Source organism: Ruegeria sp. YTSA075 (assembly GCF_059610245.1).
In genome coordinates, this window is the sequence record NZ_JBXWNG010000006.1 from 148,084 (window position 1) to 169,884 (window position 21,801).

21 protein-coding genes are annotated in these 21,801 nt (G+C 57.1%); 17 read left to right on the forward strand and 4 right to left on the reverse strand.

Translation table 11 applies throughout. The annotated features are described in order from the left end of the window. The first annotated feature begins 174 nt into the window (after window positions 1-174). Genes AC2FGE_RS13415 through AC2FGE_RS13430 form a run of 4 tightly spaced genes read left to right on the forward strand, consistent with a single transcriptional unit; the run spans window position 175 to window position 5,891 of the window. Complete coding sequence (locus tag AC2FGE_RS13415; protein ID WP_496819707.1) at window positions 175-2,118, forward strand: extracellular solute-binding protein; 1,944 nt, start codon at window positions 175-177, stop codon at window positions 2,116-2,118. 6 nt (window positions 2,119-2,124) lie between these two features. Continuing rightward, a complete protein-coding gene (locus tag AC2FGE_RS13420) occupies window positions 2,125-3,210 on the forward strand; it encodes a microcin C ABC transporter permease YejB (protein ID WP_480826413.1) in 1,086 nt (361 codons plus the stop codon). Then, window positions 3,211-4,317 (forward strand): ABC transporter permease, encoded by a 1,107-nt coding sequence (locus AC2FGE_RS13425; protein WP_496819709.1) that lies wholly within the window; start codon window positions 3,211-3,213, stop codon window positions 4,315-4,317. Next, window positions 4,314-5,891, forward strand: a complete 1,578-nt coding sequence (locus AC2FGE_RS13430; protein ID WP_496819710.1) for an ABC transporter ATP-binding protein — start codon at window positions 4,314-4,316, stop codon at window positions 5,889-5,891. The genes AC2FGE_RS13425 and AC2FGE_RS13430 overlap by 4 nt, the downstream gene beginning before the upstream one ends. Before the next feature lie 19 nt (window positions 5,892-5,910). Here the strand turns inward: AC2FGE_RS13430 and AC2FGE_RS13435 are convergent, their stop codons facing one another. Next, complete coding sequence (locus AC2FGE_RS13435) at window positions 5,911-7,839, reverse strand: elongation factor G (protein ID WP_496819711.1); 1,929 nt, start codon at window positions 7,837-7,839, stop codon at window positions 5,911-5,913. Window positions 7,840-8,049: 210 nt separating this feature from the next. Beyond that, window positions 8,050-9,405 carry an oxygen-independent coproporphyrinogen III oxidase gene (gene hemN, locus AC2FGE_RS13440; RefSeq protein ID WP_496819712.1) on the reverse strand — a complete coding sequence of 452 codons (1,356 nt, stop codon included), beginning with the start codon at window positions 9,403-9,405 and terminating at the stop codon, window positions 8,050-8,052. Between the two features lie 61 nt (window positions 9,406-9,466). On the opposite strand from hemN, the gene fnrL reads away from it, so the two are divergent. Both fnrL and AC2FGE_RS13450 read left to right on the forward strand, forming a co-directional pair. After that, window positions 9,467-10,210 (forward strand): transcriptional regulator FnrL, encoded by a 744-nt coding sequence (gene fnrL / locus AC2FGE_RS13445; protein ID WP_496819713.1) that lies wholly within the window; start codon window positions 9,467-9,469, stop codon window positions 10,208-10,210. An 80-nt stretch (window positions 10,211-10,290) separates the two neighbouring features. After that, a complete protein-coding gene (locus tag AC2FGE_RS13450; protein ID WP_480550860.1) occupies window positions 10,291-10,521 on the forward strand; it encodes a GlsB/YeaQ/YmgE family stress response membrane protein in 231 nt (76 codons plus the stop codon). Between the two features lie 46 nt (window positions 10,522-10,567). Here the strand turns inward: AC2FGE_RS13450 and AC2FGE_RS13455 are convergent, their stop codons facing one another. Next, the gene (locus AC2FGE_RS13455) at window positions 10,568-11,407 is read right to left on the reverse strand and encodes a universal stress protein (protein ID WP_496819715.1); all 840 of its coding nucleotides are present in this window, start codon (window positions 11,405-11,407) and stop codon (window positions 10,568-10,570) included. Between the two features lie 192 nt (window positions 11,408-11,599). Between AC2FGE_RS13455 and ccoN the strand changes: the two genes are divergently transcribed. The 4 genes from ccoN to ccoP are packed head-to-tail and all read left to right on the forward strand — an operon-like array spanning window position 11,600 to window position 15,029. Then, entirely contained in the window at window positions 11,600-13,207 is a 1,608-nt protein-coding gene (gene ccoN, locus AC2FGE_RS13460) for a cytochrome-c oxidase, cbb3-type subunit I (RefSeq protein ID WP_496819716.1), read from the forward strand. A 14-nt stretch (window positions 13,208-13,221) separates the two neighbouring features. Then, window positions 13,222-13,950, forward strand: a complete 729-nt coding sequence (gene ccoO, locus AC2FGE_RS13465; protein WP_480545445.1) for a cytochrome-c oxidase, cbb3-type subunit II — start codon at window positions 13,222-13,224, stop codon at window positions 13,948-13,950. A 12-nt stretch (window positions 13,951-13,962) separates the two neighbouring features. Further along, entirely contained in the window at window positions 13,963-14,169 is a 207-nt protein-coding gene (locus AC2FGE_RS13470; RefSeq protein ID WP_496819717.1) for a cbb3-type cytochrome c oxidase subunit 3, read from the forward strand. Continuing rightward, window positions 14,166-15,029, forward strand: coding sequence for a cytochrome-c oxidase, cbb3-type subunit III (gene ccoP / locus AC2FGE_RS13475; protein ID WP_496819718.1), 864 nt, complete (start codon window positions 14,166-14,168; stop codon window positions 15,027-15,029). The genes AC2FGE_RS13470 and ccoP overlap by 4 nt, the downstream gene beginning before the upstream one ends. Before the next feature lie 150 nt (window positions 15,030-15,179). Here the strand turns inward: ccoP and AC2FGE_RS13480 are convergent, their stop codons facing one another. Further along, window positions 15,180-15,338 carry a hypothetical protein gene (locus AC2FGE_RS13480; protein WP_496819720.1) on the reverse strand — a complete coding sequence of 53 codons (159 nt, stop codon included), beginning with the start codon at window positions 15,336-15,338 and terminating at the stop codon, window positions 15,180-15,182. 101 nt (window positions 15,339-15,439) lie between these two features. On the opposite strand from AC2FGE_RS13480, the gene AC2FGE_RS13485 reads away from it, so the two are divergent. The 7 genes from AC2FGE_RS13485 (at window position 15,440) to nusG (ending at window position 21,695) form a co-directional block, all read left to right on the forward strand. Further along, a complete protein-coding gene (locus AC2FGE_RS13485) occupies window positions 15,440-16,318 on the forward strand; it encodes a LysR family transcriptional regulator (RefSeq protein WP_496819721.1) in 879 nt (292 codons plus the stop codon). A gap of 118 nt (window positions 16,319-16,436) precedes the next feature. Then, complete coding sequence (ccoG, locus tag AC2FGE_RS13490; RefSeq protein WP_496819722.1) at window positions 16,437-17,870, forward strand: cytochrome c oxidase accessory protein CcoG; 1,434 nt, start codon at window positions 16,437-16,439, stop codon at window positions 17,868-17,870. After that, window positions 17,867-18,325 (forward strand): FixH family protein, encoded by a 459-nt coding sequence (locus AC2FGE_RS13495; protein WP_480826422.1) that lies wholly within the window; start codon window positions 17,867-17,869, stop codon window positions 18,323-18,325. Before ccoG ends, AC2FGE_RS13495 begins: the two co-directional genes overlap by 4 nt. Window positions 18,326-18,341: 16 nt before the next feature. Then, a complete protein-coding gene (locus AC2FGE_RS13500; protein WP_496819723.1) occupies window positions 18,342-20,507 on the forward strand; it encodes a heavy metal translocating P-type ATPase in 2,166 nt (721 codons plus the stop codon). Window positions 20,508-20,512: 5 nt separating this feature from the next. Further along, a complete protein-coding gene (gene ccoS / locus AC2FGE_RS13505) occupies window positions 20,513-20,671 on the forward strand; it encodes a cbb3-type cytochrome oxidase assembly protein CcoS (protein WP_496819724.1) in 159 nt (52 codons plus the stop codon). Between the two features lie 100 nt (window positions 20,672-20,771). Next, window positions 20,772-20,969: a preprotein translocase subunit SecE gene (secE, locus tag AC2FGE_RS13510; protein WP_170533170.1), complete on the forward strand. Its 198-nt coding sequence runs from the start codon at window positions 20,772-20,774 to the stop codon at window positions 20,967-20,969. A gap of 192 nt (window positions 20,970-21,161) precedes the next feature. Beyond that, on the forward strand, window positions 21,162-21,695 hold the full coding sequence (gene nusG, locus AC2FGE_RS13515) for a transcription termination/antitermination protein NusG (protein WP_496819725.1): 534 nt from the start codon (window positions 21,162-21,164) through the stop codon (window positions 21,693-21,695). Window positions 21,696-21,801 lie beyond the last annotated feature (106 nt).

A 21,801-nucleotide genomic window follows, 5' to 3' on the forward strand; every position in this document is an offset into this window, starting at 1 on the left:
CCTTTGACAGATCAAAAACTCGTGAAAGCCGCTGCCTGTTGCAGCGGCTTTAATTTTTGCGTGAGGATTACTTCACAATACGCTCATGCATTCTAAACTTGAAACTGTGTGTTCTAGGCCTTTAGCTAGGCTGAGACGCATCAAGACGTTGACAGGTTTGTAGGAGAGGTGGGGATGACACGCAAAAGCACGATACCAACGCAGGCGCGTATGAACAGGCGCACCGCGCTGCAGTTATTGGGCGGAACGGCTGTTGCTGCAACCGCCCCCGGGCTCGGCGGTGCCTTGGCCGCTGGTGCTGATGCAGAGACCATCATTCGGGCACATGGGTATTCGTTCTTTGGTGACCTTAAATATCCACCTGACTTCAAACATTTTGACTATGTGAACCCGGATGCTCCTGTCGGGGGCCATATATCGGTTTCAACGCGCGGCACGTTCGATGGGATGAACCGGTTCAACTGGCAAGGCAAAGCCGGGCGGTATTCGGGGCTGATTGCGGAAAGCATGTTTGGCGAAAGCCCATTTGGATCTGCGACGCCTGCAGACTCCATCACAGAAGCTTACGGGTTGTTGGCCGAGGCCGTCGAATACCCAGACACCAAGGAATGGTGCATATTTTATATGCGCCCCGAAGCTCGGTTTGCAGATGGCACTCCGCTGACCGCTCATGACGCAGCGTTCACGCATGACCTGTTTCTGGAACAAGGCATCCGCAGCTATGCCCGCGCGGTGAAGCAGCGGATCGAAGGTTATGAGATCATCGATGACCACACGATCAAATTTAACTTCGTGGATGGGGTTTCGCGCCGCTCCTTGATTTCTCAGGTTGGCGGGACCCCTGTGTTTTCAAAAGCCTGGTACGAAAAAACGGGCGAGCGATTGGATAAGCAGAGCTTGCAAACTCCGATGGGCAGCGGGCCCTATGTGGTCGATGATTTTGAGCTGAACCGCTATATCGTCTATCGCCGCAACCCCGACTATTGGGGTTGGGACCTGCCGATCAATGTGGGTCGTCACAACTTTGAGACCGTTCGGGTCGAATACTTCGCAGACGATGCTGCCGAATTTGAGGCGTTTAAGGCGGGTGTCTACACCTTCCGGGCCGAAGGCAGTACCAAGAAATGGGCAACGGGATATGAGTTTCCGGCTGTCCAAAACGGCTATGTGAAACGCGAAGAAATTCCGGTCATGTCGCCTCCATCGCCTTCGGGTTTTATTTTCAATATGACGCGGGCACCGTTTGACGACATCAAAGTGCGCGAGGCTTTGGGGCTTGCCTTCAACTTCGAATGGACGTCTGAATCTCTGCAATATGGTCTGACAGAACAGCGCCATTCCTTCGCAGAAAACTCGGAAGTCGCTGCCGAGGGGGTCCCGACAGGTCTTGAAAAAACCTTCCTCGAGTCACTTGGCGATTTGGTCCCCGAAGAGGTTCTGACACAAGAAGCGGTGCGTGCGCACAGCTCAAATCCATCGCGTACCGTGGATCGTAGGAACAAACGCACCGCGTTGAAACTGCTGTCCGAAGCGGGCTGGACTGTAAATGGTGCGGGCAAACTGCAGGATGCAGATGGCAATCCGATGTCCATCCAGATCATGCTGAATGCGTCCTCTTCGGACACGGCAGAGGCTATCGTGACTACCTATGCATCAAGCCTGGAAAGCTTTGGTGTTTCAGTCACGGTTGAAAAGATCGACAGTGCCCAGTGGATTCAGCGGTACTATGATAAAGACTTCGACATGATCTTTTTCCGCAACCAGCCGTTCTTGGAAGCAGGTACCGGTCTCAAACAGGCGTATGGATCAGAAAACGCCGTCGTATCGTCTTACAACCCGCAATCTTTGCAAAGCCCGTTGGTTGATGCGATCATTGATGCGGCTCTGGATACCAAGTCGCGCGAGGAAGAGATCGCATCACTAAAAGCTCTGGATCGTGTCCTTAGATACCTGCGTATTCAGGTACCGTCTGGATATGTTTCAGATACCTGGGTCGCCTACTACGACATGTATGAGCATCCCGAGGTACTGCCTCCGCTGGCTGTGGGTCAGTTTGATTTCTGGTGGTTTAACGAGGAAAAATACCAGAAACTAAAAACTGCCGGCGCGGTGAGGTAACAGGCTTTGGGCGCATATGTACTACGCCGGCTTTTGCTGGTCATTCCAACGCTGCTTGGCATCATGATCGTGAACTTCACGCTCGTGCAATTTGTGCCAGGTGGCCCGATCGAGCAAATTCTGGCTCAGATGCAGGGCGAAGGTGATGTATTCGCCGGTTTTGCCGGGGGCGAGAACGTTCAGACCGAAGAAACATTTGGGTCGGACAGCGAATACATCGGCGCCCGTGGACTGCCGAAGGAATTCATCGAAGAACTGGAAAAGGAGTTCGGTTTCGACAAACCGCCGCTAGAGCGGTTTTTGAACATGTTGGGTAACTACCTGACGCTGGATTTTGGTGAAAGCTACTTCCGGTCGATCAGCGTGATCGATCTGGTGCTCGAAAAGATGCCCGTGTCGATCTCTCTGGGCCTTTGGTCGACCCTGATTGCCTATCTGGTCTCCATTCCCTTAGGCATTCGCAAGGCCGTCAAGGATGGATCGACCTTCGATACCTGGACCAGCGGAACCATTATCGTCGCCTATGCCATCCCAGGTTTCTTGTTCGCCATCCTGCTGCTGGTTCTTTTTGCCGGAGGATCCTATTGGCAAATCTTTCCACTACGCGGGCTGACCTCGGACAATTGGGAGAGCTTGAGCCTGTTTGGCAAAATTGCTGACTATTTCTGGCACATCGCCTTGCCGATCATTGCGCTGACCATTTCTGCCTTTGCGACGCTGACGCTGCTGACCAAAAACTCGTTCCTGGATGAGATCAAAAAGCAGTATGTCATGACGGCCCGCGCGAAGGGGTTGAGTGAGAAACGGGTTCTCTATGGCCATGTGTTCCGCAATGCCATGTTGATCGTGATCGCTGGATTCCCTGCTGTTTTCATTGGGGTGTTCTTCGGTGGATCAATCATTATCGAGACGATCTTCTCATTGGACGGGCTCGGCCGTCTCGGGTTCGAAGCTGCCGTGGCGCGTGACTATCCGGTGATATTTGGGACGCTGTTCATCTTTGGCTTGATGGGTCTGGTTGTAGGGATCATCAGCGATCTGATGTACGTCCTTGTCGATCCGCGGATCGACTTTGAAAAGCGGGAGGGATAAGTGGCTCTCTCCCCTCTGAACCAGCGCCGCTGGCGCAATTTTCGGCGTAACAGCCGGGCTTTCTGGTCTTTGATCATCTTTTCAATCTTGTTCGGCTTGTCCCTGTTTGCCGAGTTCATCGCCAACGACAAACCGATCCTGGTGCAATACCGCGGCGATTTCTATACGCCGATCTTCAACTTCTACGCTGAAACTGAATTTGGCGGCGACTTCCAAACCGAAGCGATTTATCGCGACCCAGAGGTCATGTGCCTGATCGACAGTGGTGGTATGGACGCCTGTTTCGACGATCCCGAAGGCATCATTGAACAGATCGATGCCGGAACATATCAGGCCGACGGGTTCGAACGCGGCTGGGCCATCTGGCCTCTGATCCCGTATTCCTACAACACCAGCGTCGACCGCCCCGGAGCGGCCCCATTGCCGCCCAACGGGCAGAACCTGCTGGGCACGGATGACACGAAACGCGATGTGCTGGCGCGGGTTATCTATGGCTTCCGCCTGTCGATCCTGTTTACCCTGCTTGTAACAGGCGCGGCCAGCCTGATCGGTATCTTTGCGGGGGCCATTCAGGGGTTCTTTGGCGGTTGGCTTGATCTGATTTTCCAGAGGATTATCGAGATCTGGTCAGCAACGCCCTCACTCTATGTCATCATCATCATGTTTGCCATTTTAGGCCGAAGTTTCTGGTTGCTGGTGGCATTGATGATACTGTTCGGCTGGACCGGTCTGGTGGGTGTTGTTCGGGCCGAGTTCCTGCGGGCGCGCAATCTGGAATATGTCCGTGCCGCGCGCGCGCTGGGCGTGGGAAACATGACCATCATGTTCCGCCACATGCTGCCCAATGCAATGGTTGCCACGCTGACCTTCATGCCGTTTATCGTAACCGGCACCATCGGCGGGCTGGCCTCACTGGATTTCCTTGGTTTCGGCCTGCCATCCTCGGCCCCGTCTCTGGGTGAGTTGACCTTGCAGGCCAAGCAGAACCTTCAGGCCCCGTGGCTGGCCTTCACCGCGTTTTTCACCTTTGCCATCATGCTATCGCTGCTTGTCTTCATTTTCGAAGGCGTCCGCGATGCGTTTGATCCCAGAAAGACCTTCTCATGAGCCTTTTGGATGTGAACAACCTTAAGGTCTCGTTCCGGCAGGACGGGCAGATCTCTGCGGCGGTCAAAGGTGTTTCGTTCACCGTGGACCGGGGTGAAACTGTTGCGCTGGTCGGGGAATCCGGATCGGGTAAATCTGTGACAGCCTTGTCGACGGTGTCCCTGTTGGGGGACAGCGCGATTGTGGAAGGGTCCGTGCGGTATGACGGGCAAGAGATGATTGGCGCGTCTGATGCCAAGCTGATGGAGGTACGCGGAAACGACATCAGCTTTATCTTTCAGGAGCCGATGACATCGCTGAACCCATTGCACACAATCCAGAAGCAGATGGCCGAGTCTCTGGCGTTGCATCAGGGGTTAACGGGCGATGCAGCGCGCGTTCGGATTGTCGAATTGCTGACCAAGGTTGGCATCCGCGACCCCGAGGAACGGCTGGACAGCTATCCGCACCAACTGTCGGGTGGGCAGCGCCAGCGGGTGATGATTGCGATGGCCTTGGCCAACAAGCCGGACATCCTGATCGCAGATGAGCCCACGACCGCGTTGGACGTGACTATACAGGCGCAGATACTGGAACTGCTGGCAGAACTTCAGAAATCCGAGAATATGGGGATGCTGTTCATTACCCATGACCTTGGAATCGTGCGGCGGATTGCTGATCGAGTCTGCGTGATGAAGGATGGCGAGATCGTCGAAACCGGGATCACGGCTGAGATCTTCGACAATCCGCAACACCCCTATACGCGCAAGCTATTGGAGGCTGAGCCTTCGGGCCAGCCTGACCCAGTGGCTGCGGACGCCGAAGAGGTTGCACGCACGGATCATCTGAAAGTCTGGTTCCCGATCCAGCGTGGTTTCCTGAAACGCACCGTCGGGCATGTGAAGGCTGTCAATGACGCTACGCTGAGTGTCAGGGCTGGAGAGACGTTGGGCATTGTCGGCGAAAGTGGTTCGGGCAAAACGACGCTTGCCTTGGCCATCATGCGGTTGATCGCATCTGAAGGCGGTATCACGTTCCGCGATCAGGACGTGCGCCGCTGGTCAACGCGCGAGTTGCGGCGGTTGCGCAAGGACATGCAGATCGTGTTTCAGGACCCGTTTGGCAGTCTGAGCCCGCGTTTGACCTGTCAGCAGATCATTTCCGAAGGGTTGGCCATTCACAATGTCGACCCGCACCGCGCGCCGCGCGAATTGGTGGCCGAGGTGATGACCGAGGTGGGTCTGGACCCTGCCTCGATGGATCGATATCCGCATGAGTTTTCGGGCGGGCAGCGTCAGCGGATCGCGATTGCGCGTGCCATGGTGTTGCGACCAAAGCTGCTGGTACTGGATGAACCGACCAGCGCGCTGGATATGACGGTGCAGGTGCAGATTGTCGACCTGCTGCGGGATCTACAGCGGAAATACGGGCTGGCCTATCTGTTCATCAGTCATGATCTGAAGGTCGTTCGGGCGATGTCGCATAACGTGATCGTCATGCGCAACGGCGATGTGATCGAGATGGGCGCAGCAGAAGACCTGTTTGAAAACGCTCAAACAGATTATACACGCGAACTGATCGCAGCGGCGGGCTGACGCCCGCCTCGCGCGCTTTTTATGCGTTGGCTTTTTCGCGTGTGGCCGTAGTTGGGACCGGTCCGCGCAACTCCTCGTAGTGATCGAAGTTCAGGTTTACCCAGCCGGTGCCACGCGTGGCGCTGGCGAGGGTTCGGTGCAGTTCATCCTGTGCGACGGCCGGAAGTTGGGCGTTGAAAATTTCCCACCCCGACGCATTTGGGTTGCCTTCGAACCCCAGAACCTGGCCTTGCAGCGAACTGATCGTGGGGACCAGATCACCCACAAAATCGGATGGCAGGTGAATCTCGGCACTCAGAATGGGCTGCAGCACAACCGGCTTGGCTTGCGGCAGGGCCTCACGTACAGCGTTCTTGCCAGCCGTTCGGAATGCATAGTCCGAGCTGTCGACATTGTGGTGTTTACCATCGCTCAGGATGACTTTGACATCTACCACCGGAAAGCCCTCGGGGCCTTGAACCAGAGCATCCTGTGCCCCGTGTTCAACCGATGGGATGTAGTTCTTGGGAACGGCCCCGCCCTTGACGACCTCTTCAAACTGAAAGCCCGAGCCGCGGGGTAATGGCGAAACCGAGATGACGACATCAGCGAACTGTCCTGCCCCACCTGATTGCTTGCGGTGTCGATGTCGGTGGTCGACGGGTGCGCGAATTGTCTCGCGATAGGCGGTCTCGACCGCGTCGGTCTCGATCTCGATCCCGAAATCTTCGGCCAGCTTGGCGGTAACGCGCCGCATATGCTGCGGTCCTTGCGAACCCAGAATAGCATGCCCGCTGAGTTCATCCTGTTCCATCTGAAGCCCTGGATCGATCTCGACCAACCGTGTCAGGGCATTTGACAGGCGCACATCGTCCCGCTCATGCGCGGGCGAGACCACCTGTCGATGCGCAACCGGGTGCGACGCGGCCCAATCGGGCAGCGGTGTCGCTGCGCGGCTGTCATAGATGAACCCGGGGTTGAGGTGATCGGACTTGACCGCCAGACCGATCTGCCCGGCCTCAAGGGCACCAATCTGTGTCTTGGCGTCCAGCGTGGTCAGGTTGCCAACGGTTTCGCCGCCTAAGGCCTCATGCGCTTTGATACCATCGCCCAGGCCGCGCAGCACGGTAATCTTACCGATATGCTTTTTCACATCGGCAAACCCTGCGATGGCCCGCGCATTGTCCGCCGCCTCATCTCGTCCGGCGGCGATGTCAAACTCCGGGGCTTCGTGTCTTAGAGCTTTCATGAGCCGGGTCAGGCCGTTGCCATGGCTCGCGGCCCCCAGGCAGGCCGGGATCAGTTGGTGGTTCTGTAAGACTTGCGCGGCGAGTTCATAAACCTCGGCGCTTGGGGGTTGCTTGTCCTCGATCAATTGTTCCAGCAGGTGATCGTCAAAGTCCGACAAGGTTTCCAGGAGCTCGGTGCGCGCCTCTTGTTCGCGATCCTCAACCGATTGTGGCAGCTCAATCAGAGCCGAGGGTTGGCCTTCTTGATATTTCCACGCCCGCTCGGAAATCAGATCAACCGCGCCGATGATCGTGTCCCCATCCCGGATTGGCACTTGTCGCAATGCGATGTGATGGGAGCAATAGGTCTGCAGCGCGCTGATGATGTCGCGGACACGGCCATTTGGGTTGTCCATTCGATTGATGAACAAAAAGCAGGGGATACCAGCCTCTTCGATCAGGCGCAGATAGGGTGCGCAAAGTACCGCGGCGTCCGGGTCGGGTGGCACGACCACAACCGCCGCGTCCGAGATTGCCATGGCGGGGCCGACATAGGCCAGCGCATCGCCACCGCCATCGACGTCAACCGCGCACCAGGGCTCGTCCAAATAAGAAAAACCGTGCAAATGCACGGTTCCGCAGATGTCGAATGTTGTGGGGCGCCCGTCGAGGCGGCTTATGGCCTCGACCAGAGTGGATTTGCCCGATTGGCTGGGGCCTAGAACCGTGAAAACGCGCATAAGTGCTGTCCCTCTTTCAGGTTGCAGAGTGGCTGCACGAAAGGGGTTGCCTTACGCTTGGGGCGTCGGCACGGGTTGTCTGCGAATGGGCCTGCCTCGGGCTGTGGGCCCATATAGAGGCCCACGCCTTGAGTGTGCGGAATACACATGCCGTGCGTCAAGTCCCCTGTTTCGCATCGCCTGTCCGGGGGTGCTGCGCAACTCGGGATGTTAGATCGCGGAACTATGCCCGGCTTTGCTCAGGTCATAGGCATCGAAATTCCGTGCGATCATCCGGGTCAAGGCGCGGGCCTCAGGCGGAATGAACAGCCCATCGGTGGTGACGCGCAGTAACCCGTCGAAGGCTGCGTTTACCGAATTGTACATACGGTTCAATTCCTCAGTTGACACATCGTGGTCGCGCAGAATTTCCGCTGAGTTGATTTGGAAATCGCACATCAACGCTTCGATCAGCCGAGACCGCAACACGTCCTGACCTTTGAACAAATGTCCGCGTGAGGTCGAGAATGTGCCGTCGCGGATCGCCTTGATATAGGCCGAAGTCGCCGGGTCGTTCTGTGCATAACCTTGCGGAAAGCGCGAGATCGAACTTGCGCCAATGCCTATGAGAACCTCGGCCTGATCGTCAGTGTAACCTTGAAAGTTTCGTTTCAGCCGCCCTGTATTCAACGCCTTGGTCAGGCCGTCTTCTTGCGACGCGAAATGGTCGATGCCGATCTCTGCGTAGTTATCCCATATGAACAGGCGGCGGGCTGTGTCGAAGAGATCCAGTCGCTGCTCCGGGGTGGGCAAGGCATCCGATGGAATCAGCTGCTGCCGCTTGGCCATCCACGGCACATGTGCATAACCATATAGGGCGACCCGATCCGGATTGAGCGACAAAAGCTTCTGAACGCTTTCTGTCATACGCGCCTTGGTCTGATGGGGCAGGCCATATAGAATATCGGCGTTCAAACTGGTGATGCCGCGGGCGCGGATCATGTCTATTGCATGTCGGGTGGTCTCGTAGCTTTGAACGCGGCCAATTGTCTTTTGAATCTCATCATCGAAATCCTGCACGCCGATTGAGGCCCGGTTCATGCCAACCTCGGCCAGCGCATCCAGCCGTGCCTCGTCAACCTCATTCGGGTCGATTTCAACCGAGAACTCCACCTTGGGGCCCAGGGGAACAATGCTAAGGATATGCCGAGATAGATCGCGTATCAGATTGGCGTTCAACAAGGTTGGCGTGCCGCCACCCCAATGAAGACGCGATAAAACCACACCGTCGGGCAGGCGCGCTGCCAGCAAATCAAGCTCGACTTTCAGCACATCCACGTAAGCGATCACTGGGTTATCGGTTTGCGTTCCCTGCGTGCGGCAAGCGCAGAACCAGCACAGTCTGCGGCAGAAGGGGACATGAATGTATAGCGAGATCGCGCTTCCAGGCTTGATTGCGGACACCCAGTCACCAAAACGATCCGCCCCCACATCATTGCTGAAATGGGGGGCGGTGGGGTAGCTGGTGTAGCGCGGTACCTTCGCGTCAAAAAGTCCAAGCCGAGCCAATTGTGATTTCTGTATCATGGCGATACCCTAGGCACCTAGACGACCTGGCTGCTTTGACCGAGATCAAGTGGGAACGCGCATGACTGCAAAAGTACAGTTCGATCACGCCAACTGTGAAAGTTGCCCCATCCGTCATCGCGCCGTGTGCGCGCGCTGTGATGCGGATGAGCTCGAAGTGCTCGATAACATCAAGTACTACCGCAGCTTCGAAGCGGGCCAGACGATCATATGGTCAGGCGACCAGATGAACTTTGTTGGCTCGATCGTGTCGGGCATCGCCTCGCTGACACAAACCATGGAGGACGGCCGGACCCAGATGGTGGGTCTGTTGCTGCCCAGTGATTTTGTCGGTCGCCCTGGGCGCGACGCGGCGGCCTATGATGTGCAGGCCACCACGGATGTCGTCATGTGCTGTTTTCGTAAAAAACCCTTCGAAGACATGATGAATGTGACGCCACATATTGCACATCGTCTGCTTCAAATGACCTTGGATGAGTTGGACGCTGCCCGCGAGTGGATGTTGGTCCTGGGGCGCAAAACCGCGCGGGAAAAGATTGCCAGCCTGTTGTCGATCATTGCCCGGCGCGATGCATCGGTCAGCCAAAAGGGGCTGTCTGGTCCGTTTGTTTTCGATCTCCCGCTTACACGCGAAGCCATGGCGGATTACCTTGGTTTGACGTTAGAGACCGTCAGTCGACAGATTTCAGCGCTCAAAAAGGACGGGGTGATCTTGCTGGAAGGCAAACGACATGTGACCGTACCGGATATGGATCGGCTGATGGAAGAGGCCGGAGATGACTCGGATGGCGGATTTCTTGTCTGAGTGTCCGGCTCGGCAGCGGTCGCAAAGGGCCGCACGCCCTTTTTAAGGAGAAGACCGTGGAATTCAGCAGTGTATTGGCCATGGTTGCAATCGGTGCAATCGCAGGTTGGTTGTCGGGCAAAATCATGGAAGGTCGCGGGTTTGGACTGTTCGGGAACATCATCGTCGGAATAGTTGGCGCTTTTGTAGCCGGTCTAATTTTCCCGGCGCTGGGTTTTTCCGTTGGCGGTGGCGTGTTCTCGTCCATCTTCGCCGCCACTATTGGCGCGGTGATATTGTTGTTCCTGATCGGTCTGGTGCGGCGCGGGTGATCAAGGAAGCTGCCCGGACAGGCAGCCTCCACAGTGTAAGCCTTGTTTAGTGGGCAAGAAAAACCGGCACCACAGACTGTTCCAGCATATTGCGCGTTGCCCCGCCCAATATCGCCTCGCGAAAACGCGAATGGCCATAGGCCCCCATGACAATCATGTCCGATTCCGTGTCGGTCGCATGCCGGTTCAGGATGTCGGAGACACGAGTCATGGTTTTACTGAGTACTTCGATTTCACATTTCACGCCGTGCCGTGCCAGCATCTGTGATAAGCCGCCACCTGGATCCGACCGGTCGGGCCCGTGGCGGGGTGGGTCGATTACAACGATGCGCGCCAATTCAGCTTGTATTAGGAACGGCAAGGCGCGTCGAACGGCATGCATTGCTTCGACACTTTCATTCCAGGCAATCATGATGTTCTGGGGTGCGGCGACAGGGTTGTCCTTGCCCGGAACAACCAGAACCGGTGCGTGACCTTCGAACATCGCAGCCTCGATGATGGGCTCAGCTTCGGCCCCACACTCCTCGCCATAGGGTTTAGACAGCACGACCAGGTCTGAGAACCGGGCGCGATGCGCAACGTGGCGGCCAATATCGGCAATTTGAGCAACGCCACTTTCGGCTGACCAGCGCGCAGATGTCTTTTTCAGATAATCCTTTGCAAACGCCAGGACTTCATCGGCGTCCGCATTGGCCCGGCTGAGTGTTTCCTGAAGGATCAACGCGTTTGCCCCGGCATAGTAATAGCCGGTTTGGCTGCGATCGACACCCAGGCACAGGGCCTCGGCATGACCATCCTGTGCCTCGGCCAGAGCGGCGGTTTGGACAAGTGCAGGCAGGGCCAATTTTGTTTCAGTCATGATGGTGAGAATAGATTTATAAGCCATGTTGACCTCATCTTCCGGGCGTGGGTTCGGTATCAGTAAACGCCCATTCACCTATTATGCGTGTCACAGAAAACGGCGGGTTGTCTTGACTCAGATCAAAGCAGTCGGGACCATCATTCGACATTACATCAAGCAGTCAAAAAGGTTCTTCGCGGCATGTAAATCGCGCAGAGCAGGGTAAAGGGACGCAATATGTCGAATTACATCAAGCTGATCGTGCTTGGCCTTTTGGTGGTGTTTGCTGCCATAGGGTCAAATTACGCACGGGATTTGGCGTATCAGGTGCATGCGATTCTGGTGATGGTCATCGCCGCGGGATTGTTTGTCTGGACGCTTCGAAACACGGATGAGCCAGATATTCTTGTGGATCGCTCGGGCGAATACATGGATGACGTAATCCGGTATGGCGTGATCGCAACAGCCTTCTGGGGTGTTGTTGGGTTCCTTGCAGGAACCTTTATTGCGTTCCAGCTGGCCTTTCCAACGCTCAACTTTGAATGGGCTCAGGGCTATCTGAACTTTGGTCGTTTGCGTCCGCTGCACACCTCCGCAGTCATTTTTGCCTTTGGGGGCAACGCGCTGATCGCGACATCGTTCTACGTGGTGCAACGCACCAGTGCTGCGCGTCTGTGGGGTGGAAACCTCGCATGGTTCGTATTCTGGGGCTATCAGCTGTTCATCGTGCTGGCCGCGACCGGATATGTTCTGGGTGGTACGCAGTCCAAGGAATACGCCGAGCCGGAGTGGTATGTCGATCTGTGGCTGACCGTTGTGTGGGTCGCCTATCTTGCAGTTTATCTGGGTACAATCATCAAGCGGAAAGAACCCCACATCTACGTGGCCAACTGGTTCTATCTGGCGTTTATAGTAACTGTCGCCATGCTGCACCTAGTCAATAACATGACCATCCCGGTCAGCATCTGGGGCTCGAAATCGGTCATCGTCTGGTCGGGTGTTCAAGATGCGATGATCCAGTGGTGGTACGGCCACAACGCTGTGGGCTTCTTCCTGACTGCGGGTTTCTTGGGCATGATGTACTATTTCATCCCAAAACAGGCCGAGCGTCCGGTGTTCAGCTACAAGCTGTCGATCATCCACTTCTGGGCGTTGATCTTCCTGTATATCTGGGCCGGCCCGCACCACCTGCACTACACCGCGCTGCCGGATTGGGCCTCGACGCTGGGCATGGTGTTCTCGATCGTGCTGTGGATGCCGTCTTGGGGTGGTATGATCAACGGTTTGATGACCCTGTCGGGCGCTTGGGACAAGCTGCGTACCGACCCGATTATCCGCATGATGGTCATCTCGGTCGGCTTCTACGGCATGTCCACGTTTGAAGGTCCGATGATGTCGATCCGTGCGGTGAACAGCCTTAGCCACTACACCGACTGGACCATCGGTCACGTGCATTCGGGCGCGCTGGGCTGGAACGGCATGATCACCTTTGGCGCGCTGTACTTCCTGGTTCCTGTCCTGTGGAAGCGAGAGCGTCTGTATTCGCTGCAGATGGTCAGCTGGCACTTCTGGCTCGCCACCATCGGCATCGTACTCTACGCCGCGTCGATGTGGGTCACCGGTATCATGGAAGGCCTGATGTGGCGCGAAGTTGATGCCAACGGTTTCCTGGTGAACTCGTTCGCTGACACCGTAGCCGCCAAGTTCCCGATGTATGTGGTACGTGGCTTGGGTGGGGTCCTGTTCCTCACTGGCTCGGTGATCATGTGCTACAACCTGTGGATGACTGTACGGAAAGCGCCGGCCCGTGAGGCCAACCTGACCGTCGCGGTCCCGGCTGAATAAGGAGGGCCGGAGCAATGGCAATTCTCGACAAACATAAGATCCTCGAGACCAACGCGACCCTCCTGCTGATCTTCAGCTTCCTGGTCGTGACCATCGGAGGCATTGTTCAGATCACCCCGCTGTTCTATCTTGAGAACACCATCGAAAAGGTGGAGGGCATGCGCCCTTACACCCCTCTCGAGATGGCGGGCCGTGAGATCTACATCCGCGAGGGCTGCTATGTCTGCCACAGCCAGATGATCCGCCCCATGCGGGACGAGGTCGAACGCTATGGCCATTACTCGCTGGCGGCTGAGTCGATGTATGATCACCCGTTCCAATGGGGATCCAAGCGGACGGGGCCTGATCTGGCCCGCGTGGGTGGCCGTTACTCGGATGACTGGCACGTGCGCCATCTGCGCGATGCACAGTCGGTTGTGCCGGAATCGGTGATGCCGAAATACGGTTTCCTTGAGAACCGCAAGATCGACGGTGAATACATTGGTGACATCATGGCGGTGAACGCTGTTGTTGGAACACCCTACACCGAAGAGATGTTGGAGAACGCTGTGGCGGACTTCCGCGCTCAGGCCGATCCGGACAGTGATTTTGACGGGTTGCTGGAGCGTTACGGTGACAAGGTCAATGTGCGCAACTTCGATGGTCAGCCCGAACTGACCGAGGCTGATGCGCTGATCGCTTATCTGCAGATGCTGGGCACGCTGGTCGACTTCTCGACCTTCACCCCCGCAGCAAACCGGTAACAGGAGGGTAAGATGGAAGAATACACACTCCTACGGCAATTCGCGGATAGCTGGATGTTATTGCTGCTCTTTGCCTTCTTCGTTTGCATCGTGGTCTGGGTTTTCCGGCCGGGCGCCAGCAAGGAATACAAAGATACGGCCAATATTCCCTTCCGGCACGCCGATGCGCCTGCACCGCAGCAAGACGAACCCGCCACATCCAAGGAGGCGCGGCAATGAACAAGACACCTGATAAACAGCCGGGTGATCCAAACACCACCGGCCATACCTGGGACGGGATCGAAGAGTTTGACAACCCGATGCCACGCTGGTGGCTCTGGACCTTCTACGTCACGATTATCTGGGGTGTGATCTACACGATCATGTATCCGGCATGGCCACTGGTCCAATCTGCCACCGCAGGCGTCATGGGATGGTCATCCCGTGAAGAGGTGCAGAAGGAACTGGTTGCGTTTGAAGAGGCCAACGCGCCTTGGAACGTAAAGCTGGTGGAAACCCCGCTTGAGGATATCTCGAAAGATGCCGAGTTGCAGCAATATGCCGTCAACGCAGGCAGCGCGGTGTTCCGCACCTGGTGTGCGCAATGTCACGGTTCGGGTGCGCAGGGTGCAACCGGCTTCCCGAACCTGCTGGATGACGCATGGCTGTGGGGTGGAACGCTGGAAGATATCGAGACTACAGTCAGCTATGGCATCCGTAGCGAAGAAAGTGACGACACACGGTGGTCCGAGATGCCGGCCTTTGGTGACATCCTTGCATCAGAGGAGATCACCCAGGTGGTGCAATACGTCATGTCACTGACCAACGCGCAAACCGACGATGCGGCGGCGCAAGCTGGCAAGGTTGTGTTCGAAGACAATTGCTCAGCCTGTCATGGTGAGAATGGTCAGGGGGATGTCTTCCAAGGTGCCCCGAACCTGACCGATGCGATCTGGCTTTATGGCGGAAGCGAGGAGGCCTTGACCGAAACGGTGACATACAGCCGCTTTGGCGTGATGCCGCCTTGGGATAACCGCCTGACCAAAGCTCAGATCCGTGCGGTCACGGCCTATGTCCACCAGCTGGGTGGCGGTCAGTAAGCATACAAGAATACCTGCAGGCAGTGCGCTGCCCGCAGGTTCAGGCACCGGCTGCTCGATCTGTTCGCGCGTTTCCTGGGCAACCGGTGTCTGTATATTAACAATATGGCTGCCTTTGGCAGCGGCTCGGATACTTTATCTTTGCGCGTATCAAAGATTGCTCAGATCCACATCGCGCGGATTCTTTACCCACCAGTGACCCTCTGGCAGCCAGCGACGTTTGCGGTCGCCTGGTTTTGGTGCGTCTTGGATGCGCGGTGTGTCTATTCGGGTCGCAGTCATAAAAGAGCGTGCAAGAACATTCAGCATGGTTTCTCTCCTGTGCAGAAGCGTTTCTGACAATAAAGATTGACCTTTGACGCGCTGAATGCCACTCAATTACCATTCCGTCATGTAAGTATGGATTACATATGGATTGGCTTTCTCTGCCCCCGATGGCCTCACTCAGGGCTTTCGCGGCCTTTGCTGAAAGGCGGAATGTGAGCGATGCCGGTGCCGCGTTGAACGTCAGTCATGCGGCAATCAGCCAACAGCTTCGCGTGCTTGAAAAACACCTTGGCGTTGCGCTGTTAGATCGCACTGGAAAGGCGTTGACCCTGACAGCCGAAGGTGAGCATCTGGCCCGCGCCCTGCAGCTTGGTTTTGGATCAATCAGCGCCGTTGTAGAAGATCTGATGCGGTCGGGCGAGGCGCGCCCGGTTCATGTGTCTATGACACCTTCATTCGCCGCATCGTGGCTGATGCCACGCTTGCCCGCGTTTCAGGCCGAGCACCCTGATATCAACCTGGCCATCGACCCCTCACCACATCTCGTCACCCTTGCGCCCGGCGGGGTTGATGTCGCGATCCGGTACGGTGTTGGCGGGTGGCCGGGAGTGGATGTTGAGATGTTGCTAAAAACACCTTTTGTCGTCGTGGCAGCGCCTGCTTTGTTAGGGGGCAAAACCAAGTGGACGCCAGAGGAGTTGAGCCAGTTGCCTTGGTTGGAGGAACTTGGCACAACCGAGGCCAGCAATTGGTTGGCCAAACGGGGTGTGGATCATCCCCCGTTGGCGGGCCGTCTGTCTTTACCAGGCAATCTGCTGTTGGATGGGCTTCGCGCAGGGCAGGGAGTGACGGCCACGGTGCGACATTTCGTCGAACAGGATATCCGCGCCGGACGCCTGGTTGAGCTTTATTTCGAACCGGAAAGCAGCGGATACCATGTGTTAACGGCAAAAACGCCGCTTAGACCCGCCGTCAAGACATTTGTACGCTGGCTTAAGCGACAAGCGGACGCAACGCCCTAAAAGACGCAACGCCCTAAAAGATGTGTGTTCGATGCGCGTTTTGACCCATGTCAAAGTTTGCGCGGACGTGATCTGAGAGAACACGCGAGCCAAAGTGCCATTTTTTTGGAGCCAGCCCGTGAGCGATTCCGACCCCGCCCCCAGCCTATATGCCGCCCGAGAGCCGATCTTTCCGCGGCGCGTATCCGGACCATTTCGCAACCTGAAATGGATCATCCTGATCGTGACCTTGGGGATTTACTATGTGACCCCGTGGATCAGGTGGGATCGTGGACCCAGCCTGCCGGATCAGGCAGTGCTGCTGGATCTGGCCAACCGGCGCTTTTACTTTTTCTGGATCGAAATCTGGCCACATGAGTTCTACTTTGTCGCTGGCCTGTTGATCATGGCGGGGCTGGGCTTGTTCCTGTTTACCTCGGCCTTGGGCCGGGTTTGGTGTGGTTATGCCTGCCCGCAGACCGTCTGGACGGATCTGTTCATTCTGGTTGAACGCTGGATCGAGGGGGACCGGAACGCGCGCTTGCGCCTGCACCGGCAAGAGAAGCTGGATTTCCGCAAAGCACGCCTGCGCCTGACCAAGTGGGTGTCATGGTTTCTGATCGGTCTTCTGACGGGTGGTGCCTGGGTGTTCTATTTTGCCGATGCGCCAACCCTGTTGCGTGATCTGGTGACCGGCAATGCGCATCCGGTGGCGTACACAACTGTTCTGATCCTGACCGGCACGACCTTCTTGTTCGGCGGGTTCGCGCGTGAGCAGATTTGCATCTATGCCTGCCCATGGCCACGTATTCAGGCCGCGATGATGGACGAGGATACTCTGGTCGTCGGCTATCGCGAATGGCGGGGTGAACCGCGCGGCAAGGGCAAACGCACCGCCGATTCCGAGCTAGGCGATTGCATCGACTGCATGGCCTGCGTGAATGTCTGCCCCGTTGGCATCGATATCCGCGACGGCCAGCAACTTGAGTGTATCACTTGTGCCCTGTGCATCGATGCGTGTGACGACATGATGGCAAAGATCGGCAAGCCCCGCGGGTTGATCGACTATATGGCGCTAAGCGATGAGCCCCGCGAACGTGCAGGCGGGACCCCCAAGAGCGTGTGGAAGCATATCCTGCGCCCGCGCACCATCATGTACACAGGCCTGTGGTCTGCCGTCGGCTTCGCCTTGCTCTTTGCCCTGTTCATCCGATCCGATATCGATCTGACGGTTGCGCCGGTTCGAAACCCTACCTTTGTGACTCTGTCTGATGGCACCATCCGCAACACCTATGATGTGCGCCTGCGCAACAAACATGGCGAGGACAGGTTGTTCAATTTGTCGCTGGCCGGGGACCCAAGCATGCGGTTGGAGATTGAAGGTACAAACCTACATACTGTAAATGTGACGGCCGATACGGCCCAATTGGTACGGGTTTACATTATCGCCTCGGGCGATACCGGCCCCGCCGGTGCGCACACAACGCCGGTACGGATTTGGGTTGAGGATATCATCAGTGGCGAACGCGCTTACAAAGACACCACGTTCAATGGACGAGGAAACGGATCATGACAGAACGTAAGTTTACGGGAAAACATGCGCTTGCCATATTTGTGGGGGCTTTCACGGTCATCATCTCGGTCAATCTGCTGCTGGCTTATAGCGCCGTGAAAACCTTTCCGGGGTTGGAGGTAAAGAACTCCTACGTGGCCAGCCAGAACTTCAATGAACGTCTGCAAGAGCAACGGGCCTTGGGGTGGGACGTGCGGGCCGAAACCAAGGGCGGGTTGCTGATCCTGCATATCACCGATGCGACCGGCGCACCGGTTCAGGTCGCCGAATTGCAGGCCGTTGTAGGTCGCGCGACCCATGTAAAGGATGATTTCTCGCCCGAGTTCACCTTTGATGGCATCGCCTATGCGACACCTGCTGCATTGGGTAAGGGGAATTGGAATATCCGTCTGGTGGCTCGCGATCATGCGGGGGCTGAGTTTGCTCAGCGCGTTCCGCTTTATGTGAAAGGCTGATGGTGTGACGGCACAGATGTCTTCAGGTACGGCAGCTTGTCCGGGGTGCATCGCAACCCCGGCTGAACCGGCGCGCCCGATCCCCGAGGATGTGCAGATTGCGCTGTCATTGCCGAGCATTCATTGTTCGGCCTGTATCGCGAATGTCGAGCGTGCACTGAACGCACATCCCGGTGTCGAGGATGCACGCGTGAACCTGACTCTGAAACGCGCGATGATCAAAGCCACGCCCGAAACGCGGGCGACAGACCTGATCCCGGTTCTGGAACGCGCCGGATATGAGGCGCATGAGCTGGACCCCGGCGCCCTGTCTGCAACCAGTGCGGATAAGGCGGGAAGGGATCTGTTGATGCGGCTCGCTGTGGCCGGGTTTGCTTCGATGAACGTGATGTTGTTGTCAGTGTCGGTCTGGTCGGGTGCAGCCGATGCAACGCGCGATATGTTCCACTGGATTTCTGCCGCCATCGCCTTGCCCGCGATTGCCTTTTCGGCACAGCCCTTCTTTGCCAACGCCTGGAGCGCCCTGCGCGTGCGACGTCTGAACATGGATGTGCCGATTGTATTGGCGATCCTGCTGGCCTTGGCGACATCGCTTTGGGAAACGGCGCTTAGCGGGAAACATGCTTATTTTGATGCTGCGCTAACGCTGACCTTTTTCCTGCTGGCTGGACGATATCTGGACTACCGAACCCGGGCGGCGGCGCGCTCCGCAGCCGAGGAGTTGACCGCGCTTGAGGTGCCTCGCGCCATTCGCGTCATTGATGGGGTCGAGGAAGAGGTTGCTGTTTCGGACCTGACCGTGGGCGATCTGATCCTGGTTCGCCCCGGTGGGCGTATGCCGGTGGATGGTCAGATTGTCTCGGGCCAGTCCGAGTTGGATAGGTCGTTGCTGACGGGTGAAACCTTGCCAGTGTTCGCCGAAGCAGGCCAGATCGTGAGCGCGGGAGAGGTCAACTTGACCGGGCCCCTGACCATTCAAGCCACCGCTGTGGGCGAAGACACTTCACTCCACCGCATGGCCGATCTGGTTGCGATCGCTGAATCCGGTCGATCCCGGTATACCTCGCTGGCCGATAAGGCCGCGAAGCTTTATGCGCCGGGGGTTCACATTCTGTCGGCACTCAGCTTTTTGGGGTGGTACATCTATTCCGGCGATCTGCGCACTGCATTGAACATTGCGGCGGCGGTTTTGATCATAACCTGCCCCTGCGCCCTGGGTCTGGCTGTGCCTGCGGTCACGACCGCCGCATCGGGTCGGCTGTTCCGCAAAGGGATGCTGATCAAACATGCAACGGCGCTGGAACGTCTGGCCGAGGTGGACACGGTGGTGTTCGACAAGACCGGCACGCTGACATCGGGGGCACCCGAGTTGACCAATCTGGGTGACCATTCCCGCACTGACCTGGAAATTGCATTGGCACTGTCCGAGGCATCGGCCCACCCGTTGTCGGTTGCGTTGACGCAGGCGGTGCGGGCTGCCGGGGTCAAACCTGCTGGGGTGCAGGATATTGCTGAGGTGCCGGGTTACGGCACGGAAGGGCAGTATCGCGGTCAGCGGGTTCGCCTGGGTCGGGCCGCTTGGGTGGGGGCTGTGCAAGGGGCCGAAACATCAGCCTGGTTGGCCGTCGGGTCAAACCCCGCCGTGGGCTTCACCTTCTCGGACGCCTTGCGCCCAGGGGCGGCAGAGGCGGTCGAGGCACTTTCCCAGACCGGTAAGCAGATCATTTTAATCTCAGGCGATTCCAAAGGCGCTGTAGAGGCATTGGCCGATAAGTTGGGTATCCGGAACTGGATTGCCGAGGCGCTGCCGCAAGACAAGGCCCAGCGTATACAAGAGCTCAGTGATCAGGGGCGGCATGTGCTGATGGTCGGCGATGGTCTGAACGACACGGCGGCCCTGGCTGCGGCGCATGTCTCGATCTCTCCGGCTTCGGCCTTGGATGCCGCCCGTGTCGCGTCGGACATCGTTTTGTTGGGCACTGATCTGTCGCCCATTTCGGATGCCTGCGACACCGCCGTCAAAGCAACCAAACGGATTCGTGAGAACTTTCGGATCGCCACCGTCTACAACGTGATTGCAGTGCCTCTGGCAGTCATTGGTTTGGCTACGCCCCTGATTGCGGCCTTGGCGATGTCGACCTCTTCCATTACCGTATCCTTAAACGCCCTGCGGCTGAGGTAATCCAAATGGAAGTTCTTGCCTATCTGATCCCGATATCCCTGTTTCTGGGCTGTGTGGGTCTGGTCGCCTTTGTCTATACCGTTCGGTCGAACCAATACGAAGACCCCGAAGGCGACGCCCATCGCATTCTTAGCGATGAGTGGGATGATAAGCCTAAGCCATAACCGTGCCACACTCCTGCGGCAGAGTTGATCCAACCGCCCTTGAAATTGCCGCATTGCCCGGTTATGTCCGGCGCATTCGCTAGCAGAGAGAACCCGCCACATGGCCACCACCAACCCGATCCAGTTCATTCAGCAAGTCCGTGCCGAAGTTTCCAAGGTCGTCTGGCCGACCCGGCGTGAGGTGCTTTTGACGACGGTTATGGTGTTCATCATGGCTGCCCTGACCGCTGCCTTCTTTGCGCTTGTCGATCTGGGCATTCGTGGGGGTCTGCAACTGGTGCTGGGCGCGTTCAGCTAAGGCAGTTCGGGCAGGCGGAAACACCACTGCCCCCTTGCACAGCACGGCGTGTCAGAGTAGGTGACATGACTATTCGGAATGGGCGTGCGGCGAATCAGGTTGCGCGCCGCTTTTTATTCCGGGTCACGCAATTGAATTTCAACGCGGGGCGCGCGGCTCGCCGCCTCGAAGCTAAACAAGGACGACAGGTTCATGGCGAAACGGTGGTACTCGGTCAGCGTTCTTTCGAATTTCGAAAAGAAGATCGCAGAGCAGATCCGCACGTCGGTGGCTGAACAGGGCCTTGAAGACGATATCGACGAAGTGCTGGTGCCCACCGAAGAGGTGATCGAAGTGCGCCGGGGCAAGAAGGTTACAACCGAACGCCGGTTCATGCCCGGCTACGTTCTGGTGCATATGGAAATGTCCGATCAGGGCTATCACCTGATCAACTCGATCAACCGGGTCACCGGTTTTCTTGGCCCTCAGGGCCGCCCGATGCCGATGCGCGATGCTGAGGTGAACCAGATCCTCAACCGGGTTCAGGAAGGCGAAGACGCGCCCAAGCTGATGATCACCTTCGAAGTCGGCGAGAAGGTCAAAGTCAACGACGGCCCGTTCGAGGATTTCGACGGCATGGTCGAAGGCGTGGACGACGAGGCGCAGAAGCTGAAGGTCTCGGTCTCGATCTTTGGCCGCGAGACGCCGGTCGAACTGGACTTCACGCAGGTTACGAAGCAGAGCTGATACGCTTTCGAAAGTGTAAGAACAGGTCAAAGCCGCAATGTGTACGCATCGCGGCTTTTTTCTGGTTCAACAAGGTGAAGGTCTCAAACGGACGGGTTTTCGCGCC

Excerpts from the sequence above, each read along its gene's own strand:
- ccoP (WP_496819718.1), top strand. The coding sequence starts at position 14,166 with ATGAACAAGACACCTGATAAACAGCCGGGTGATCCAAACACCACCGGC.
- hemN (WP_496819712.1), bottom strand. The coding sequence starts at position 9,405 with ATGATACAGAAATCACAATTGGCTCGGCTTGGACTTTTTGACGCGAAG.
- AC2FGE_RS13480 (WP_496819720.1), bottom strand. The coding sequence starts at position 15,338 with ATGCTGAATGTTCTTGCACGCTCTTTTATGACTGCGACCCGAATAGAC.
- fnrL (WP_496819713.1), top strand. The coding sequence starts at position 9,467 with ATGACTGCAAAAGTACAGTTCGATCACGCCAACTGTGAAAGTTGCCCC.
- secE (WP_170533170.1), top strand. The coding sequence starts at position 20,772 with ATGGCCACCACCAACCCGATCCAGTTCATTCAGCAAGTCCGTGCCGAA.
- AC2FGE_RS13485 (WP_496819721.1), top strand. The coding sequence starts at position 15,440 with ATGGATTGGCTTTCTCTGCCCCCGATGGCCTCACTCAGGGCTTTCGCG.
- ccoS (WP_496819724.1), top strand. The coding sequence starts at position 20,513 with ATGGAAGTTCTTGCCTATCTGATCCCGATATCCCTGTTTCTGGGCTGT.
- AC2FGE_RS13450 (WP_480550860.1), top strand. The coding sequence starts at position 10,291 with ATGGTTGCAATCGGTGCAATCGCAGGTTGGTTGTCGGGCAAAATCATG.
- AC2FGE_RS13415 (WP_496819707.1), top strand. The coding sequence starts at position 175 with ATGACACGCAAAAGCACGATACCAACGCAGGCGCGTATGAACAGGCGC.
- ccoO (WP_480545445.1), top strand. The coding sequence starts at position 13,222 with ATGGCAATTCTCGACAAACATAAGATCCTCGAGACCAACGCGACCCTC.
- AC2FGE_RS13495 (WP_480826422.1), top strand. The coding sequence starts at position 17,867 with ATGACAGAACGTAAGTTTACGGGAAAACATGCGCTTGCCATATTTGTG.
- AC2FGE_RS13430 (WP_496819710.1), top strand. The coding sequence starts at position 4,314 with ATGAGCCTTTTGGATGTGAACAACCTTAAGGTCTCGTTCCGGCAGGAC.
- AC2FGE_RS13470 (WP_496819717.1), top strand. The coding sequence starts at position 13,963 with ATGGAAGAATACACACTCCTACGGCAATTCGCGGATAGCTGGATGTTA.
- AC2FGE_RS13455 (WP_496819715.1), bottom strand. The coding sequence starts at position 11,407 with ATGGCTTATAAATCTATTCTCACCATCATGACTGAAACAAAATTGGCC.
- nusG (WP_496819725.1), top strand. The coding sequence starts at position 21,162 with ATGGCGAAACGGTGGTACTCGGTCAGCGTTCTTTCGAATTTCGAAAAG.
- AC2FGE_RS13500 (WP_496819723.1), top strand. The coding sequence starts at position 18,342 with ATGTCTTCAGGTACGGCAGCTTGTCCGGGGTGCATCGCAACCCCGGCT.
- AC2FGE_RS13435 (WP_496819711.1), bottom strand. The coding sequence starts at position 7,839 with ATGCGCGTTTTCACGGTTCTAGGCCCCAGCCAATCGGGCAAATCCACT.
- ccoN (WP_496819716.1), top strand. The coding sequence starts at position 11,600 with ATGTCGAATTACATCAAGCTGATCGTGCTTGGCCTTTTGGTGGTGTTT.